Source organism: Bradyrhizobium nitroreducens, assembly GCF_002776695.1.
Lineage (GTDB): Bacteria > Pseudomonadota > Alphaproteobacteria > Rhizobiales > Xanthobacteraceae > Bradyrhizobium > Bradyrhizobium nitroreducens.
The window spans coordinates 3,986,884-4,003,479 of sequence record NZ_LFJC01000003.1 but is presented as its reverse complement, the minus strand read 5'-3'; the positions used below and the strand labels follow the sequence as shown (position 1 = coordinate 4,003,479).

Genomic DNA, 16,596 nt, shown 5'->3' with positions numbered 1-16,596 from the left:
AATTGTGTGAACGCCGCTATCAGATCTGCAAGACGCTGTGACGCTCTAGATATCCATCGCACCTCTCCAGTGCGGACCATTCAACAAGAGGAATCGGTATGACAATCGCAACAACCACCATCCACGTCAGGCGTCTGACGGCTTTCACCTGCTGCGCGATCGTTCTGTTCGCGTGGTCGACCGCGCCGGCCTCCGCCCGGGCATCCATGTGCGACCGGAAGTGGTTGAGCTGTAACAGCTCAAAATGCACCGGCACGAAATGCATGCAGAAATGCGACCAGCAATATTCGAAATGCAGAGGCGGTCCGTTCGCGGATTGAAGCTGGAGAATGATCCGGAAAAGTGCGTAGCGGTTTTGCCGGATCATGCTCAAACAATAGCCTGTGCCGGCTCCGCTGCCCGACGTATCAAGGCTGCTTGCGGCGCAAATTTGCGTGCAAAATCAACCCCATTCTACTGTGCATGGGGTTGTTTTCGCATTTTTTGTTGGGGCCGGGCTCAACCCTGCCGGCGCAGGAAGCCGGTGATCGTGACCTTGTCCCAGATGCCGGCCGCGGCGAAGGGATCGGCGCGGTTGAAAGCCTCGACCTCGCTACGGCCTGGCGCCTCGATCAGGAACAGGCTGCCGATCATGGTCTGGCCATCGTCGGAGACGAGCGGCCCCGACATCACGATCTTGACGCCGAAGCGCGAGGTGTCGCTCAGAAACGCCTTGTGCGCATCGTAATTGGCGAGCCGCGTCGGCAGCGCGCCGCTGCGGTCGAGGGCATGGATGGCGAACAGCATGGTGGTCTCCGTTTCTTGGTGTCGTTCTTGGGACGGCCGCCGAGGCGACCGTCCGGGTGCGATAGGTGGACTACTTGGCGCCGAGCTTGCTGGCGTCCTCGAAGGTCGGGCAGGTGCGCTGCTCCAGCGGCACGTCGAACGGCTGGTAGTTCTCCTTGGTGATCACGGTCGGCTTCAGCACGATCTCGGCGATGACGGGCTGATTGCGAAGGCTACGGATCGCCATCATGGTGCCGAGGCAGCCTTGGGCGAACCCGTTGTAGTCGCCGCTGGCGAGCAGCTTGCCGGACTTGATCGCGTCGATCGCCTCCTTGGTGCCGTTGATGCCGATCACCTGGGCCTTGCGGTTGGCGCCGTCGAGCGCCTCGATCGCGCCGACCGCCATGGCGTCGTTGGCGGCGAGCACGCCGTCGATTTGCGAGTTCGACTGCATCAGGTTCTCCATCACCTGGAGCGCCTGCAGCCGCTGGTAATTGCCGGGCTGCGAGGCCAGCAGTTTGGCGCCGGGCGCCTCCTTCAGCGCATCGTTGAAGCCGCGGACGCGATCGACATTGGTGAGTGAGCCCTTCACACCCTCGATGATGACGATGTTGCCCTTGCCGCCGAGCGTCTTCAGCAGGAAGCGCGCGGTCTCGAGCCCCAGGCTGTAATCGTCGGCGCCGACGAAGGAGAGGAATTTCCCGCCGGCGGAGCGGTCGGTGATGTTGACGACGGGGATCTTGGCCTCGTTGATCTTCTCGACCCCCGGCACCATCGCCTTGTAGTCAACAGGCGTGAACACGATCGCGCTCGGCTTCTTCACCACGACGTCCTCGATCTGGCTGAGCTGCTCGGGGATCGAGTCCGGCTTGGTCGGGATGTATTGCAGCGTCTTGGCGTTCAGCGTCTTCGCCATGTTGTCGGCGCCGACCCGCACCGTCTGGAAGAACGGATTGGTCTGGTTCTTGGTGAACACGGCGATGGTCTCGCCGTCGGCACGCGCTTGCGTGGTGAATGCCGCCGCCATCAGCAGCGGCACTGCGAGATATCCGAGTTTCTGTTTCATGTTGCCTCCATCCCTCATTTTGCTTGTTGGATTACTATAACTCATTGCGTGCGGCGGCGCGTCTTCATGTCGAGCCAGACCGCCAGGATGACGATGATGCCGGTCACCAGCGGCTGCCAGTTGGCGCTGACGGAGAGCAGGTTCATGCCGTTCAGCACCAGGGTCAGGATCAGCGCGCCGATGAAGGTGCCGAACACGGTGCCGACACCGCCGAACAGCGAGGTCCCGCCGATCAGCACCGCCGCGATCGCCGGCAGCGTCAGGCTCTCGCCGATGTCGGCCTCGGCCGAATTGAGCCGTGACAGGAAGATGATCGAGGCGAGCCCCGCCATGGTGCCGGAGACCGCGTAGACCAGCAGCAGGCGGCGCGCGACGGGAATGCCGGAGAGGCGGGCCGCGACCGGATTGGCGCCGATCGCATAGATTTCCTGGCCCCAGATCGTCCGCTGCGCGAAGAACGTCCCGATGCCGAGGAACACCAGCAGCAGATAGACCGGGATCGGCAGGCCGAACAGATAGCCGCTGCCGATCTGGCGGAAGCCGGCCGGAAAGCCGTGCAATGTCTCGCCCGCCATGTACCAGTAGGTGAGGCCGTTCAGCACCCAGAGCATGCCATAGGTGGCGATGAAGGAGGGGATGCGCAGCGCCGTCACCATGATGCCGTTGAGCAAGCCGACGAGGCCGCCGCAGGCAAGCCCGGTGAGGATGCCGAGCGCGGGCGAGCCGGTCTTGTGGATCACGGTGCCGGCGATGCAGGCCGACAGCGCGACATTGGCGCCGACGGAGAGATCGAGGCCGGCGGTCAGCACCACCAGCGTCAGGCCGGAGGCGATGAAGAAGGTCAGGCTGGCCTGGCGCAGCACGTTGAGGATGTTGCCGAGGCTCAGGAAGGAATCGCTGAGCACGGCGAGTACCGCACAGATCAGGAGCGCTGCGAGCAGGCGGTAGAACACCTGGATGGCATCCTGCGACAGGAACGAGCGGGGCGGCATCATGGCGTCTTTGGTGATGTCGGTCATGCCCGGCTCCTGAGGCCATCGAGGAACAGGGCAACGATGACGAGGACGCCGACGCTTGCGACCTGCACCGAGGACGGCAGCGAGATCAGGTTCAGCCCGTTGCGCAGCACGCCGACGGAGAGGACACCGAGCAGTGTGCCGAGCAGCCAGCCATTGCCGCGCTCGAACGAGGTGCCGCCGACGGCGACGGCCGCGATCGCATCGAATTCGAGGCCGAGGCCTGCGGTCGGATGACCGGAATTCATTCGCGCCGTCATCAACAGACCGGCGATGCCGGCCATGGCGCCGCCGATCGCATAGACCGCGATCAGGAGCCGGTTCGGCGAGAGACCGGCATAGCGCAGCGCCTCGCGGTTGCCGCCGAGCGCGAAGATGTAGGTGCCGAAGCGGGTGTGATAGAGCAGGCCGTGAAACGCCGCATAGGTCACCAGCGCCATCACGATCGGCACGGGGATGCCGAGAAGCGTCGCCGAATAGATGTCGCGCACGCTGTGGGGAATGCCGACCACGCTCTGGCCGTCGCTGACGATCAGCGACAGGCCCTGCGCCATGCCGAGCGTGCCCAGCGTCGCGACGAAGGGCGGGATGCCTGACATGGCGACCAGCCAGCCGTTGGCGATCCCGAAGGCCGTGCCTACCAGCAGGCCGGCCCCTAAGCCCAGCAGCATCGATTTGGTGGCCAGCGACACGATCGCAACGCAGAGCGAGGTCAGCGTCAGCACCGCGCCCATCGACAGGTCCAGGCCCTCGGTCATGATGATCAAGGTCATCGGCAGCGCGAGCATGGTCAGGATGGTCGACTGCACCAGCACGTTCGAGAGGTTGGCGACCGACAGGAAGCCCGGCGCGATGACGCTGAACAGCGCGATCAGGAGCGCCAGCACGATGGCGACGCCGGGAATCCGTTGCAGCGGATTGGATTGAGAGACGACCGCGGCCTCACGCATGATGCATCCCCAGTCGCACGATGTTCTCCTCGGTCAGTTCGTTGCGCGTCAGGTGTCCGGCAATGCGCCCCTCGCGCATCACATAGGCGCGGTCGCAGACATGGCAGATCTCGATCTGCTCGGACGAGATCATCAGGGCTGCCGCGCCTTCGGCCACCAGTCGATCGATGAGCGCGAAGATCTCGGATTTGGCACCGATGTCGATGCCCCGTGTCGGCTCGTCGAAGATGAAGAGCTTTGAGCCTGCAGCGAGCCATTTACCGATCACGACCTTCTGCTGGTTGCCGCCGGAGAGCAGGCCGACGGTCTGCCGCGCGTTTGGGGTTGCGATGCGAAGCTGCCGGATCAGGCCATCGGCGGTGCGCTGCGCGCTGCGCTGGTCGAACAGTCCGCTCGGGAAAAGCTTCTTCAGCGCCGAGACCACGAGGTTGTCGCTCACCGAGCGCAGCAGCGCGAGGCCTTCGCTCTTGCGGCTCTCCGGGATCAGCGCGATGCCGCGGCGAGCTGCGAGATCCGGCTCGCCGGAAATGGCCTTGCCGTCAAAGATGATCTCGCCCGACGTCACGGGATCGGCGCCGAAGATGGCGCGCGCGACTTCGCTGCGGCCGGAACCGACCAGGCCGCACAGGCCGACGATCTCGCCCCGCCGCACCTCGATGTTGATGTCGGAGATGCCGGTCGATGCGGAGAGGCCCTTGACCTCCAGCAGCACCTCGCCCGGCTTGTCGGCAAAGTGCCGTGGATAGGTCATGTCGACATTGCGGCCGACCATCATGCGCACGAGCTGGTCTGGCGTGACGTCGGCGGGCCTGACGCCGTCGATGCGGCGGCCGTCGCGCAGGACCGTGATGCGGTCGCCGAGCGCGAACACCTCGGCCATGCGGTGCGAGATGTAGACGATGGAAACGCCATCAGCCTTCAACCGCGCGATCAGGGCGAACAGCAGCTCCGTTTCACGATCGGACAACGCGGCAGTCGGCTCGTCCATCACGAGGATGCGTGCGTTCTGGCTGATCGCTTTCGCAATTTCGACCATCTGCTGCTGCGCAACGCCCAGCTTGTCGACGGTGGTGGAGGGATCGATGTCGAAGCCGATCGTATCGAGCACGCGCCTGGCATCGGCCAATATCCTGCGGCGGTCGATGGTGCCGGGAATACGGCCCTTCGGCTCGCGGCCGAGGAAGATGTTCTGGGCGATATCGAGATAGGGGACCAGGGAGAATTCCTGGAAGATCACGGCGATGCCGAGCTTCTGCGCATCGGCAGTGGACGAGATCGTGACCTTCGCGCCGTTGTAATAGAACTCGCCGGCATCGGCGCGGTAAGCGCCGCACAGCACCTTCATCAAGCTCGACTTGCCGGCGCCGTTCTCGCCCAGCAGCATGTGGACTTCGCCGGGGTAGACGGCAAAGGACACGTCATCCAGCGCCTTGACGCCGGGAAACTCCTTGCTGATGCCGCGCAGCTCCAAGAGCGGCGTGGGCGAGGTGACCTCGATCGGGAGCGCGTCGCTCATGCTTTGGCTTCCCTCGCAAAGATCTTGCCGGGGTTCATCAGTCCATCAGGATCGAGCGCCGTCTTGATCGATCGCATCACATCCACGGCCTCGCCGAGCTCATCGGTGAGATAGTCGATCTTGCCGAGCCCGATGCCGTGCTCGCCGGTGCAGGTGCCGTCCATGGCGATGGCGCGGGAGACCATGCGGGCCTGCAGCGCCTTGGCGGCTTCGGCCTCCTCGGGCTTTGCCGGATCGATCAGGATCAGCATGTGGAAATTGCCGTCGCCGACATGGCCGACGATCGGCGCGGTGAAACCGTGCTCGTCCGCGTCGCGCCGCGTTTCGGTCAGGCATTCCGCCAGCCGCGAGATCGGCACGCAGACATCGGTGATCACGGCGCGTGCGCCGGGTCGCAGGCCGAGGCCGGCATAGAGCGTGTTGTCGCGGGCATGCCAGAGCCGGCTGCGGTCTTCCTGTGCCTTCGCCCAGGCAAAGCCATGGCCGCCATGGTCGGCGGCGATCGCCTGCGCGGCCTCGGCCTGCTCGGCGACGGAGGCCTCGGAGCCATGGAATTCGAAGAACAGGGTGGGGGCCTCGCGATAGCCGAGCTTGGCGTAGGCGTTGATGCCGCGCATCATGACGTCGTCGAGCAGCTCGACGCGCGCCACGGGAATCGCAGACTGGATCACGGAGATCGCGGTGTCGACGGCATCGTGCAGGGTGTCGAAGCTGCACACCGCGGCCGAGATGGCCTGCGGCACGGGGTGCACCTTCAAGGTGATCTCGGTGATGACACCGAGCGTGCCTTCGGCGCCGACGAACATGCGTGTCAGGTCATAGCCGGCGGCGGACTTTCGTGCGCGTTTGGCGGTGCGGATCACGCGGCCGTCGGCCAGCACCACCTCCAGCGCCATGACATTGTCCTTCATGGTTCCGTAGCGCACGGCCATGGTGCCGGAGGCGCGCGTCGACGTCATACCGCCGATCGAGGCGTCGGCGCCGGGATCGATCGGGAAGAACAGGCCGGTATTGCGCAGCTCGGCATTGAGCTGCTTGCGCGTGATGCCGGGTTGCACGACGACATCCATGTCGCTGTCGTGCACCGCCAGCACCTTGTTCATGCGCGCGAAGTCGAAGCAGACGCCGCCGGCGACCGCGGCGGCGTTGCCTTCGAGCGAGGTCCCCGCGCCGTACGGCACGACCGGCATGCTCGCACTGGCGCAGAGCTTGACGATTTCCGCGACCTCCTGCGTCGTCTCGGGGAAGACGACGATGTCGGGCGGCAGGCTCCGATAATGCGACTCGCTCTGCCCATGCTGATCGAGCACGCCGCGCGCAACGCTCGCGCGCGGGCCGATCATGCCGGTGAGGCGATCGGCCAATATGCTCGTGCTGACCCGCGGTCCCATCCTTGCTCCCTGTCTGCTTCGATCGCGGACGCTTGCCGGTCCGCTCTGTTGTCGTTCGGCTTAGGCGGCTCTTGCGCTGCTCGCAACCTGCTTCAGGCCGAAATCATAGTTGAGATGAAAATAGTCGCTGTCCACCATGCGACCATCCGGCGCACGGCCGGCGGGATGCCTGGTGAATTCGCGGATCAGACTGTCCTTGACGCCGAACACCACGTCGCTGTCGAGATATTTGTCGCCGGCCACGAACACGTGCGTGACGAGCTGCTCGAAGCCCGGTGCCGAGATCATGAAGTGCACGTGCGCGGGACGCCAGGGATGGCGGCCCTGGGCCTCCAGCATGTCCCCGACCGGGCCGTCATGCGGGATGGGATAGGCGGCAGGCTTGATCGACCAGAAATGGAAGCGGCCGTTGGCGTCGGTGTGAAAGCGGGCGCGCATCGCGAGATCGCCGATCTGGTCGAGCTGCTGCACGTCGTAATAGCCGTCGTCGTCGGAATGCCAGACATCGACGATGGCGCCTGCGAGCGGCTTGCCGTCCACGGTCGAGACCGAGCCGGTGACCAGCATCGGATCGCCTTCCATCGGGCCGGAGATGTCGGCGCCGCTGTCCTTTTCGGGCGCAGCCTGAACGAAGAACGGGCCAAGCACCGTGGTCTCCGTCGCGCCTTCCGGCACCGGATGATTGATCGCGTCGACCAGCATGGAGACGCCGAGCGTGTCCGACAGCAGGATGAATTCCTGGCGCTTGTCGTTGCACATGTGGCCGGTGCGGGTCAGGAAGTCGATGCCGAACTCCCATTCCTTCTGGGTCGGCCGCACCTCGCGAACGAAGGCGTGCAAGTGCCGCACCAGCGCCTCGCTGACCTCCTTGATGCGCGGATCGGACGCGCCCGCGATCCGCTCCAGCACCGCGTCGGTGATCGTGGTCTCGTCGAAGTTACGCATATGGGGCTCCGTGGATCAGAGTTTGGGCTCGCCGAGGCCGGACAGACGTTCCAGATGCTTGACGGTCGCGATGAAGTCGGTGTCGCCGTCGCCTTGCGCGACCAGCGAGCCATAGGTCTCGCGCACCTGCGCGGCGAGTTGAAGCGGCACGCCGACGGCATGGCCGGCGCCGAGGATGAGATCGAGATCCTTGGCCATCTGCTTGCAGGAGAAGGTGGACTTGAAGTCCCGCGTGCGCAGCGGTGCGGTCTTGTACTTCACCATGGGGGAGGCGACCGCGCTGTCGTCGAGCACTTTCAGGATGTCCTGCCAGGCGATGCCGCCCTTGCGCGCCAATGCGAGACTCTCCGCCATCATCGCCGCCGACACCGCGATCATCAGATTGACCGAGAGCTTTGCGTAGCGCGCTTCCTCGGTCGGCCCGAGATAGGTCTGCGCGCGGGTGAAGGCAGCAAACAGAGGTTTTGCGTTGTCGAAGGCGTCCTTCGGACCCGAGATGAAGCAAGTCAGGGCACCGGTGTGAACGATGCTGGCGTTGCCGGAGACCGGCGAACGCAGATAGGCGATGTCGCGCGCCTGCGCCGCGGCTGCAACCTCCGTGGAGGCCTCGACGCTCACCGTGCTGGTTTCGATCAGGACGGTTTCGGGCGCCATCGCCGCAATGAGGCCGGCGGAGCCGAGCAGCGCGCCGCGCAAAGCCGCGTCGTCGGGCAGGGATGTGATGACGGCGGCCTTGCCGCTCACGGCCTCGGCGGGCGAAGCGGCAATCGAAATGCCCTGTGCACGCGCCTCCGCGATCCGCGCGGCGCTCTGGTCGAACGCGGTGACGGCGTAGCCGGCCTTGGCGACGAGCACCGACATCGGCAGACCCATCTTGCCGATACCGATGAACGCGACGCTTTTAGAGGTGTCTGTCATTGTTCCTATCCATGGGCGCCTTCAGGCGGCGCGTCCTTGTCGTTCGATGTCCTGCACCAGCCGGCGCCCCGATCGCGCCAGCAGTTCCTTCTTCGTCTCCAGATCGTCGACCAGCAGCCGGCCGCTCCGCTTCTTCCACGCACCGCCGATCATGACGGACTCGATATTGGCGAGGCTCGTCTGCATCACCACGGTCGCGACGGGATCGTGGACCGGATGGAGATTGAGGTCGGAGGCGTTGACGATGACGAGGTCGGCCAGCTTGCCGGGCGTCAGCGAGCCGATGTGGTGTTCGCGACCGAGCATGCGGGCGCCTTCCATCGTGAGCCAGCGCAGCGCCTCCCGGACGGGAATCGTGGTCGTCGCCGGAATGGTGCCGTGGGTCTTGCGCGCCTCCGCGTTGTCGAGTGCCCGCTGCATGGAGAGGGCGACGCGTGCGGCGGAGAGAAGATCGCCGGCCAGCACCGATTCCAGATCGACGCCGATGGTCGGTCGCACGCCGCGTTCGAGCAGCCGCCCGGTGATCGGGAAGCCGTGGCCCTGGATCATCTCGTTCTCGGGCGTGACCGAGAAGGACATGCCGAGATCGACCATCCGGTCGAGCAGATTGTCGGGCAGGTCATTGCCATGAACGACGTTGACGCCGGCGCCGACGAGGCCGGCCTCGATCAGCTTCTCCCAACCGCCGGGCGTTTTCGCCGGTCCGCCGCCCTGATGCATCGATGCGATCAGCTTCAGCTCCCGCGCCAGGCGGAAATCGTGCATGGCGACGTCGAGCGTTGAATAATGCGGGCCGAGAATGGCGAGCCCGAGCGTGACGAGGCCGTCGCGATCGGCGAGGGGGCCGGCCAGCAGCCGCTCGACTTCGCGGCGCGGATGCGGCACTTCCGAGAAATGCGGCTCGCCCGGCTTCGGCTCCGGTTTGGGCGAACCATGGAAGAAGGCGGCGCGGATGCCGCTTTCGATCAGGCCGCGCACGGCAGCGTCGGTGTGATCTGGCGTCGGATTGTTGTGGCACCAGTCGACCAGCGTCGTGACGCCGTGGTTGATCTGGTTCAGCGCGCCGACGAGGGTGGCGATGTGGATGTCGTCGGGCCGGAACACGGTCGCGAGCCCGGCATGCATGCGGCGGAAATATTCCAGCAGCGTCCAGTTCGCGGCAAAGCCGCGCAAGCCCGTCTGCCAGGTATGCATGTGGGCGTTGATCAGACCGGGGATGACGATGCGGCCCGCGCCGTCGACAACCTCCGTGTCGGCCGCGACGTCGATCGACGGGCGCACGTCAATGATGCGGCTGCCCTCGACCAGCACGTCGCCGGTCGCGAGGTCGCCGATCGCGTCATCCATGGTGATGACGGTGGCCGATCTGATCAGCGTGCGTCGCATCGCCTCAAGCCGCCGCTTTGACGGCGCCGGGCGGCTCGCCGGCCCAGGCGCGTGCGATCAGGTCGCGGATGGCGTTGCGGTCGAGCGGACGCGGATTCCAATAGGCATTCGTCACCGCAAGATCGGCCGCCCTGTCGATCCCGCTCTCGGGCATGCCGATATCGCGCAGCGCCAGCTTCGCACCAAGCTGTCTTGCGAGATCGAAGAGTCCCCGCGCCGCATCGGCCGCGCCGATCGCGCGCGAGATCCGCGTCATCGCATCGGGCACGGCCGGCGCGTTGTAGGCGAGCGCATGCGGCAGCACGATGGTGTGGGTTTCCGCGTGAGGCAGATCAAAAGTGCCGCCGAGTGTGTGGCAAAGCTTGTGATGCAGCGCCATGCCGACGGTGCCGAGGCAGACGCCGCACAGCCAGGCGCCATAGAGCGCCTCGGTGCGCGCCTCGCGGTCGTCGCTTTTCGCGGCGATCGCGGGCAGGGCGCGGGCCAGCGCGCGGATGCCTTCTTCCGCCATCAGCGATGTGACGGGATTGGTATCGCGCGCATAGAGCGCCTCGACCGCATGGGCGATCGCATTGATGCCCGAGGTCGCGGCCATGCTCGCCGGCAGCGTCAGAGTCAGGTCGACATCATAGATCACGGTCTCCGGCAGGATCGCCGCATCGCGCACCGTGGTCTTCAGGCCGTTCTCGGTCTGGCCGACGATCGGCGTCATCTCCGAGCCGGCATAGGTGGTGGGAATGCAGAGCTGGTTGACGCCGGTGCGCAAGGCCAGCGCCTTGCCGAGGCCGGTGGTCGAGCCGCCGCCGAGCGCCACGACGCAGTCGGCCTCGCACGCCTTCATCGCGGCGAGCGCCCGCTCGGTGACCTCGACCGGGGTATGCATGGTGGCGCCGGGAAAGATGCCGGCATAGAGCGCGCCGAGCGCGGCCCCGAGACTTTTGCCCTGCGCCTCCTGCTGCGGCGTCGTCAGCACCAGCGCGCGCGTGCCGCCGAGCCGCTCGACTTCGGCCTTCGCCGCAGCCAAGGTTCCGCTGCCGAACACGACACGGCAGGGCAGGTTTTCAAAGGTGAACGAACCGATCATGCGCCGGTCTCTTTGATGGGATAATCGACCTGGAAGCGTCCGATCCGCAAGTCGCCAAGCGCCTCACGGACGCGCAGATGTTCCGGATGGTTGGCATAGGAGCTGAGCGCGGCCTGGTCGGTGAATTCGGAGAACAGGACCACGTCGCAGGCATAGTCGACGGCACTGACGTCCATGCCGACCTCGATATGGGTGAGGCCGTCGATCCGTCCCTTGAGGCCCTCGAACAGGGTCTTGACCTTGACCCGGGCGGCGGAGCGCTCCTCGGGGGTCTCCCCGCGCAGCCGCCACATCACGATGTGCCTGATCGGGCCCGACATTTCCTGATTTCCTCGCCTGCAATAGTGCTTTGTTGGCGTCATTTTGACTTGCAGAAATCGGAAATAAAGGACAAAATTTGTAAGTCTCTTTTCCTTATTTCGCAAAAATGGACCGGCTGCTCCAACTCGAGGTCTTCGCCAAAACGGCCGAACTCGGCAGTCTTTCCAAAGCTGCCGAAATCCTCCGGATGTCGAACGCCGCCGCCAGTCGTCACCTCAGCGCGCTGGAGGAGCGGCTTGCGGTCCGGCTGATCGAGCGCAACACGCGCCGGCAATGGCTGACCGAGGCAGGGCAGGAACTGCTGCAGCGCTGCAGCACGCTGTTGAACGAACTCGCCGAGGCCGAGGACGCCGTCTCCGACCGCGCGCTGTCGCCGAAGGGCATGCTGCGCGTGACGAGCTCGCTGTCCTTCGCGATGATCTACCTTGCGCCGATGCTGCCCGGCTTCCGCGCGCTCTATCCCGATCTCAGCGTGCAGATCATCAGCGCAAACCGCTATCTGGACTTCATCGAGGCCGGCATCGACGTCGCGATCCGCACGCGGGAACACGAGCCGGATTCCAACATCGTCGTACGCCGTATCGGCCAGATGCACCGCGTGCTCGCCGCTGCCCCGTCATATCTGGAGAAGCATGGCGTGCCGGAGCATCCCGCCGATCTCGCTCGCCACAACATGCTGATCTACAATCTCGCCAACGATCCCTATTCGTTGAAGCTGAGCCAAGGCAGCACGACGCAGACGATCCGGATCGCACCGACGCTCGACAGCAATGACGGCCAGATCATCTGTGGTGCGGCGCGCGCAGGGCTCGGCATCCTGATTCAGCCGCTTTACATCGTGCAGGGCGATATTGCGGCCGGCCGGCTGGTGCCCGTCCTGACGGGCTGGGAGCTGCCGCTGCTCACCATGAACATTGCCTATCAAAACCGCGTCAGGCTGCCCGCCAAGATCAGGGTCTTCTCCGACTTCCTGGTCAGCTATATTCGCGAGCGTTCGGAGCCAGGGATCTGGATCGATACGGCGAAATGAGCGGGAAGCATCCATGTATCTCGGCATCGATCTCGGGACGTCCGCAGTCAAGACCGTCCTCGTCGACGATGCCCAGCGCGTGATCGCAAGCGAGAGCCGCCCGCTCGCGACCGCCTCGCCGCGGCCAGGCTATTCCGAGCAGGACCCCGCGCAATGGATCGATGCGGTCTTCGCCACGCTGGATGCCTTGAAGGCGTCGCATGGAACGGAGCTGGCGGCCGTCGAAGGCATCGGATTGTCCGGCCAGATGCACGGCGCCACCCTGCTCGATGCGAGCTCGAGACCCTTGCGGCCCTGCATCCTCTGGAACGACGGACGCTCGGCCGCTGAGTGTCGCGTCCTGGAGCAACGCTGGCCCGCCTTGCGCGCGACGACCGGCAACAAGGCGATGCCGGGATTCACGGCGCCAAAATTGCTCTGGATCGCGACGCACGAGCCTGACGTCTTTGCGGCGACGAAGCTCGTCCTGCTGCCAAAGGCCTATCTACGGCTGGTACTGTCCGGTGAGGCCATCGAGGACGTCTCGGACGCATCGGGATCCCTATGGCTCGACGCCGCGCGCCGGGACTGGTCGGACGCGGCGCTGGCGGCGACCGGCCTGTCGCGCGATCACATGCCGCGTCTGGTCGAGGGATGCGCGCCCGCAACGATCCTGCGAGGTGAGCTGGCGCGGCGCTGGGGCATGACCAGGCCGCCGATCATTGCGGGCGGTGCCGGCGACAATCCGGCCGGCGCCGTCGGCATCGGCGCCATCGCGCCGGGAACCGCGTTCATATCGCTGGGAACCTCAGGCGCCTTGCTGGCGCCGACCAGCACAATCGCCGCCAACGCGGACCGTGCGGTGCATACGTTTTGTCACGCCGTTCCCGGCATGTGGATTCAGGCCGGCGCGATCCTCTCGGCCGCCTCCTGCCTCGCCTGGGCCGCGCGCCTGTTCGGCATCACCGAGGCCGAGTTGCTGGCGCCGTTGGGGTCGCGTCCGCAGGCGCCGTCGCCGGTGAGCTTCCTGCCGTATCTTGCCGGCGAGCGGACGCCGCACGACGACCCCGCCGTGCGCGGCACGCTCGACGGCTTGAGTCATGGCACCGATCGCACGGCGGTCGTGCAGGCTGTGCTCGAAGGCGTTGCCTTCGCACTTGCCGATTGCCGCGATGCGCTCGCCGATGCCGGCATCGAGATTGCGGAGGCCGATGTCATCGGCGGTGGCTCACGGTCGGCGTTCTGGCTCTCGGTGCTGGCGAACGTACTGAACGTACGGATCCATCGCTTGGCCGGAGGCGAGACCGGCGCGGCGTTCGGTGCGGCGAGATTGGGGCGACTTGCTGTCACCGGCGAGGCAATCGACACGGTATGCACGCGGCCGCAGCGCATCGAAGCATTCGAACCTGACGCCGGGCTGACGGATGCGTATGCCGAGCGGCTTCACGCGTGGCGCGAACTGTATCGGCCGCGCCACTAGCGCCGCCGCGAGGTTGCATTCTGTTGTGTTCAGTATTGCCCTGCGCCGCGGCCTTTTGTTTAATGCGTGAGCCGCGCTGACAGAAGATCGAGACGCGGGTGGGAAACGCATTGCGCCGGGAGGCACGATGAACGATCCGATCCTCGAGATGCGCGGGGTCTCAAAATCCTTCTTTGGCATCAAGGCGCTGCGTGCTGTCGATCTCACCGTCTATGCCGGCGAAGTCCATGCCTTGATGGGGGAGAACGGCGCCGGCAAGTCGACGCTGATGAAGATCCTGTCCGGCGCCTACAGGCCCGATCCCGGCGGCGAGATCCGCATCGAAGGACACCCGGTACGGATCGAAGGTCCGCTCGGCGGCCGCAATGCGGGGATCGCCATCATCTATCAGGAACTGTCGCTCGCTCCCAACCTCACCGTGGCGGAGAATATTTATCTCGGCCGCGAGATCTCGCGTTCGGGAATGCTGGCGCGCGGCGAGATGCGCGAGGGCGTCGGTCCCATCCTGAAACGGCTGGGCGCAGACTTCCTGCCATCGACGCTGGTCGCGCATCTCTCCATGGGGCAGCGGCAACTTGTCGAGATCGCGCGTGCGCTGCACGCGAGATCAAAGATCCTGATCATGGACGAGCCGACCACCGCGTTGTCTGCCGGCGAGAGCGCGCGGCTGTTCGCGCTGATCCGCCAGCTTCGCGCCGAGGGACTCGCCATCATCTACATCTCGCATCGCATGGACGAGGTCTACGCGCTCGGCGACCGCGTCACCGTGCTGCGCGACGGTCGGCTGGTCGGCTCGCTCGACAAGGGCGAGATTCGTGCCGACGCCATCGTGCGGATGATGGTGGGGCGCGACGTCTCATCGTTCTACAAGAAGGACCACGATCCCAAGGCGGGGCGCGGACATCCCGTGCTCGCTGCGATCGACATGGCCGATGGCCGGCGTGTCAAGGGCTGCTCGCTCACCGTGCATGCGGGCGAGGTGGTCGGGCTTGCCGGTCTCGTCGGCGCCGGCCGCACCGAGCTTGCGCATCTCATCATCGGGGCGGCGCCGCGAACGTCAGGGCGTCTCGAGCTTGAGGGCCGCCCGATCGAGATCCGCACGCCGAGTGAGGCGCTCGAGGCCGGGATCGCCTACCTGACCGAGGACAGGAAGGCGCTCGGGCTGTTTCTCGACATGTCGTGCCTGGACAACATCAATCTCGCCGTGCTCGGCCGCGATGCGAAGCTCGGCTGGTTCCTGGATCGCGACAAGGCGCGCGAACGCGCCGACCGGGCCTTCGCAGGTCTCAGCATCCGCGCCGCCGATGTCGGCGTCCCCGCCGGCGGCCTGTCCGGCGGCAATCAGCAGAAGCTGCTGCTGTCGCGGCTTCTGGCCATTGGGCCAAAGGTGTTGATCCTCGACGAGCCGACGCGCGGCGTCGATGTCGGTGCCAAGTCGGAGATCTACTCGATCATCGACAATCTGGCCAAGGCCGGCACCGCGATCCTGGTCATCTCGTCCGATCTCCCCGAAATCATCGGCATCTGCGACCGCGTCGTCGTGATGCGCGCCGGGCACATCGCCGGCGAGGTCACGCGCGGCCCCACTTCGCCGCTGACACAGGAAGACATCATGGCGTTTGCCACGGGGATGGAGCATCTCGATGCCTGACAATGGTGCTGCGGAGGCTCAGTCCGCCCCGACGACGACCAACGGTGCTGCCGCAGAGACGAGGCGCCAGCGCGTGAGGGTGCTGATCAGCGCGCTGGGTATGCTGCCGGTGCTGCTGATCCTCTGCATCGGCTTCCATTTCCTGTCCGACGGACGTTTCTTCACCGGGCAGAATCTCGGGATCGTGTTGCAGCAGGCCGCCGTGAACACCGTGCTCGCCGCAGGCATGACCTTCGTCATCCTCACCGGCGGCATCGACCTTTCGGTCGGCTCGATCCTGGCGGCCTCCGCGATGGCCGGGTTGACGCTCTCCAAGTTGCCGGAGCTTGGAATGCTGTGGCTGCCGGCGTCGCTGCTCACCGGCCTTGGTTTTGGAATCGTCAACGGCGCGTTGATTGCGCTGCTCCGCCTGCCGCCCTTCATCGTCACGCTCGGCTCTCTCACTGCCGTGCGGGGCCTTGCGCGGCTGCTCGGGGCCGATACCACCGTGTTCAATCCGTCCATTCCCTATGCCTTCATCGGCAACGGCTCGCTGACCCTCATTCCCGGCGTCGCATCGATCCCGTGGCTCTCGGTGATCGCCTTGCTCGTCATCGTCATTTCGTGGCTGGTGCTGCGCCGGACCGTGCTCGGCGTGCACATCTATGCGGTGGGCGGCAATGAGAGCGCGGCGCGGCTTGCGGGCATCAAGGTCTGGGCCGTGGTGATCTTCGTCTACGGCGTCTCCGGACTTTTCGCCGGGCTCGGCGGGGCGATGCAGGCGGCGCGGCTCTATGCGGCCAACGGCCTGCAGCTCGGACAGAGCTACGAGCTCGACGCCATCACCGCCGTGATCCTCGGCGGCACCTCGTTCGTCGGCGGCATCGGCTCGATCTGGGGTACGCTGGTCGGGGCGCTGATCATCGCCGTTCTCTCGAACGGCCTCATTCTCGTCGGCGTCTCCGACATCTGGCAGTATGTCATCAAGGGACTGGTGATCATCGGCGCCGTGGCACTCGATCGCTATCGGCTGCAGGGCTCCGCCAGAACTTGAAGGCTCCGCCAGAGCTTGAAAATCGAAGTTCCGTTGCGGCAACTGGTCTGCCGCGCCGGGGACGA

At 65.6% G+C, this 16,596-nt stretch carries 16 protein-coding genes; 4 read left to right on the top strand and 12 right to left on the bottom strand.

What is annotated here, in order from left to right; translation table 11 throughout:
- Positions 1–19: 19 nt before the first annotated feature.
- From TSA1_RS19315 to TSA1_RS19260, 12 genes are all read right to left on the bottom strand, one after another.
- The gene (locus TSA1_RS19315) at positions 20–367 is read right to left on the bottom strand and encodes a hypothetical protein (RefSeq protein ID WP_145984335.1); all 348 of its coding nucleotides are present in this window, start codon (positions 365–367) and stop codon (positions 20–22) included.
- Positions 368–498: 131 nt separating this feature from the next.
- Positions 499–786 carry a YciI family protein gene (locus tag TSA1_RS19310; protein ID WP_100177744.1) on the bottom strand — a complete coding sequence of 96 codons (288 nt, stop codon included), beginning with the start codon at positions 784–786 and terminating at the stop codon, positions 499–501.
- A 70-nt stretch (positions 787–856) separates the two neighbouring features.
- On the bottom strand, positions 857–1,831 hold the full coding sequence (locus tag TSA1_RS19305; RefSeq protein WP_174718975.1) for a sugar ABC transporter substrate-binding protein: 975 nt from the start codon (positions 1,829–1,831) through the stop codon (positions 857–859).
- A 41-nt stretch (positions 1,832–1,872) separates the two neighbouring features.
- Positions 1,873–2,850, bottom strand: coding sequence for an ABC transporter permease (locus TSA1_RS19300; protein ID WP_100177742.1), 978 nt, complete (start codon positions 2,848–2,850; stop codon positions 1,873–1,875).
- Complete coding sequence (locus tag TSA1_RS19295; RefSeq protein ID WP_100177741.1) at positions 2,847–3,797, bottom strand: ABC transporter permease; 951 nt, start codon at positions 3,795–3,797, stop codon at positions 2,847–2,849. Before TSA1_RS19295 ends, TSA1_RS19300 begins: the two co-directional genes overlap by 4 nt.
- Positions 3,790–5,313, bottom strand: a complete 1,524-nt coding sequence (locus TSA1_RS19290; protein ID WP_100177740.1) for a sugar ABC transporter ATP-binding protein — start codon at positions 5,311–5,313, stop codon at positions 3,790–3,792. Before TSA1_RS19290 ends, TSA1_RS19295 begins: the two co-directional genes overlap by 8 nt.
- Complete coding sequence (locus TSA1_RS19285; protein ID WP_100177739.1) at positions 5,310–6,704, bottom strand: FAD-linked oxidase C-terminal domain-containing protein; 1,395 nt, start codon at positions 6,702–6,704, stop codon at positions 5,310–5,312. The genes TSA1_RS19290 and TSA1_RS19285 overlap by 4 nt, the downstream gene beginning before the upstream one ends.
- 60 nt (positions 6,705–6,764) lie before the next feature.
- Positions 6,765–7,649: an intradiol ring-cleavage dioxygenase gene (locus TSA1_RS19280; RefSeq protein ID WP_100177738.1), complete on the bottom strand. Its 885-nt coding sequence runs from the start codon at positions 7,647–7,649 to the stop codon at positions 6,765–6,767.
- Between the two features lie 15 nt (positions 7,650–7,664).
- A complete protein-coding gene (locus TSA1_RS19275; RefSeq protein WP_100177737.1) occupies positions 7,665–8,567 on the bottom strand; it encodes an NAD(P)-dependent oxidoreductase in 903 nt (300 codons plus the stop codon).
- A gap of 21 nt (positions 8,568–8,588) precedes the next feature.
- Positions 8,589–9,953, bottom strand: a complete 1,365-nt coding sequence (locus TSA1_RS19270; RefSeq protein ID WP_100177736.1) for an amidohydrolase family protein — start codon at positions 9,951–9,953, stop codon at positions 8,589–8,591.
- Between the two features lie 4 nt (positions 9,954–9,957).
- The gene (locus TSA1_RS19265; protein ID WP_100177735.1) at positions 9,958–11,037 is read right to left on the bottom strand and encodes a maleylacetate reductase; all 1,080 of its coding nucleotides are present in this window, start codon (positions 11,035–11,037) and stop codon (positions 9,958–9,960) included.
- Positions 11,034–11,357 (bottom strand): Dabb family protein, encoded by a 324-nt coding sequence (locus TSA1_RS19260; protein ID WP_100177734.1) that lies wholly within the window; start codon positions 11,355–11,357, stop codon positions 11,034–11,036. Before TSA1_RS19260 ends, TSA1_RS19265 begins: the two co-directional genes overlap by 4 nt.
- A gap of 107 nt (positions 11,358–11,464) precedes the next feature.
- Between TSA1_RS19260 and TSA1_RS19255 the strand changes: the two genes are divergently transcribed.
- The 4 genes from TSA1_RS19255 to TSA1_RS19240 all read left to right on the top strand — a co-directional run bounded on the left by TSA1_RS19255 (position 11,465) and on the right by TSA1_RS19240 (position 16,531).
- Positions 11,465–12,388, top strand: a complete 924-nt coding sequence (locus TSA1_RS19255) for a LysR family transcriptional regulator (RefSeq protein ID WP_100177733.1) — start codon at positions 11,465–11,467, stop codon at positions 12,386–12,388.
- 13 nt (positions 12,389–12,401) lie between these two features.
- A complete protein-coding gene (xylB, locus tag TSA1_RS19250; protein WP_100177732.1) occupies positions 12,402–13,847 on the top strand; it encodes a xylulokinase in 1,446 nt (481 codons plus the stop codon).
- 127 nt (positions 13,848–13,974) lie between these two features.
- Positions 13,975–15,498, top strand: a complete 1,524-nt coding sequence (locus TSA1_RS19245; RefSeq protein WP_100177731.1) for a sugar ABC transporter ATP-binding protein — start codon at positions 13,975–13,977, stop codon at positions 15,496–15,498.
- Positions 15,491–16,531 (top strand): ABC transporter permease subunit, encoded by a 1,041-nt coding sequence (locus TSA1_RS19240; RefSeq protein WP_100177730.1) that lies wholly within the window; start codon positions 15,491–15,493, stop codon positions 16,529–16,531. Before TSA1_RS19245 ends, TSA1_RS19240 begins: the two co-directional genes overlap by 8 nt.
- The last annotated feature ends 65 nt before the right edge of the window (positions 16,532–16,596 follow it).

Bases quoted from the DNA above. Each gene is read 5' to 3' on its own strand.
- TSA1_RS19315 (WP_145984335.1), bottom strand. From the start codon at position 367: ATGATCCGGCAAAACCGCTACGCACTTTTCCGGATCATTCTCCAGCTT.
- TSA1_RS19310 (WP_100177744.1), bottom strand. From the start codon at position 786: ATGCTGTTCGCCATCCATGCCCTCGACCGCAGCGGCGCGCTGCCGACG.
- TSA1_RS19305 (WP_174718975.1), bottom strand. From the start codon at position 1,831: ATGAAACAGAAACTCGGATATCTCGCAGTGCCGCTGCTGATGGCGGCG.
- TSA1_RS19300 (WP_100177742.1), bottom strand. From the start codon at position 2,850: ATGACCGACATCACCAAAGACGCCATGATGCCGCCCCGCTCGTTCCTG.
- TSA1_RS19295 (WP_100177741.1), bottom strand. From the start codon at position 3,797: ATGCGTGAGGCCGCGGTCGTCTCTCAATCCAATCCGCTGCAACGGATT.
- TSA1_RS19290 (WP_100177740.1), bottom strand. From the start codon at position 5,313: ATGAGCGACGCGCTCCCGATCGAGGTCACCTCGCCCACGCCGCTCTTG.
- TSA1_RS19285 (WP_100177739.1), bottom strand. From the start codon at position 6,704: ATGGGACCGCGGGTCAGCACGAGCATATTGGCCGATCGCCTCACCGGC.
- TSA1_RS19280 (WP_100177738.1), bottom strand. From the start codon at position 7,649: ATGCGTAACTTCGACGAGACCACGATCACCGACGCGGTGCTGGAGCGG.
- TSA1_RS19275 (WP_100177737.1), bottom strand. From the start codon at position 8,567: ATGACAGACACCTCTAAAAGCGTCGCGTTCATCGGTATCGGCAAGATG.
- TSA1_RS19270 (WP_100177736.1), bottom strand. From the start codon at position 9,953: ATGCGACGCACGCTGATCAGATCGGCCACCGTCATCACCATGGATGAC.
- TSA1_RS19265 (WP_100177735.1), bottom strand. From the start codon at position 11,037: ATGATCGGTTCGTTCACCTTTGAAAACCTGCCCTGCCGTGTCGTGTTC.
- TSA1_RS19260 (WP_100177734.1), bottom strand. From the start codon at position 11,357: ATGTCGGGCCCGATCAGGCACATCGTGATGTGGCGGCTGCGCGGGGAG.
- TSA1_RS19255 (WP_100177733.1), top strand. From the start codon at position 11,465: ATGGACCGGCTGCTCCAACTCGAGGTCTTCGCCAAAACGGCCGAACTC.
- xylB (WP_100177732.1), top strand. From the start codon at position 12,402: ATGTATCTCGGCATCGATCTCGGGACGTCCGCAGTCAAGACCGTCCTC.
- TSA1_RS19245 (WP_100177731.1), top strand. From the start codon at position 13,975: ATGAACGATCCGATCCTCGAGATGCGCGGGGTCTCAAAATCCTTCTTT.
- TSA1_RS19240 (WP_100177730.1), top strand. From the start codon at position 15,491: ATGCCTGACAATGGTGCTGCGGAGGCTCAGTCCGCCCCGACGACGACC.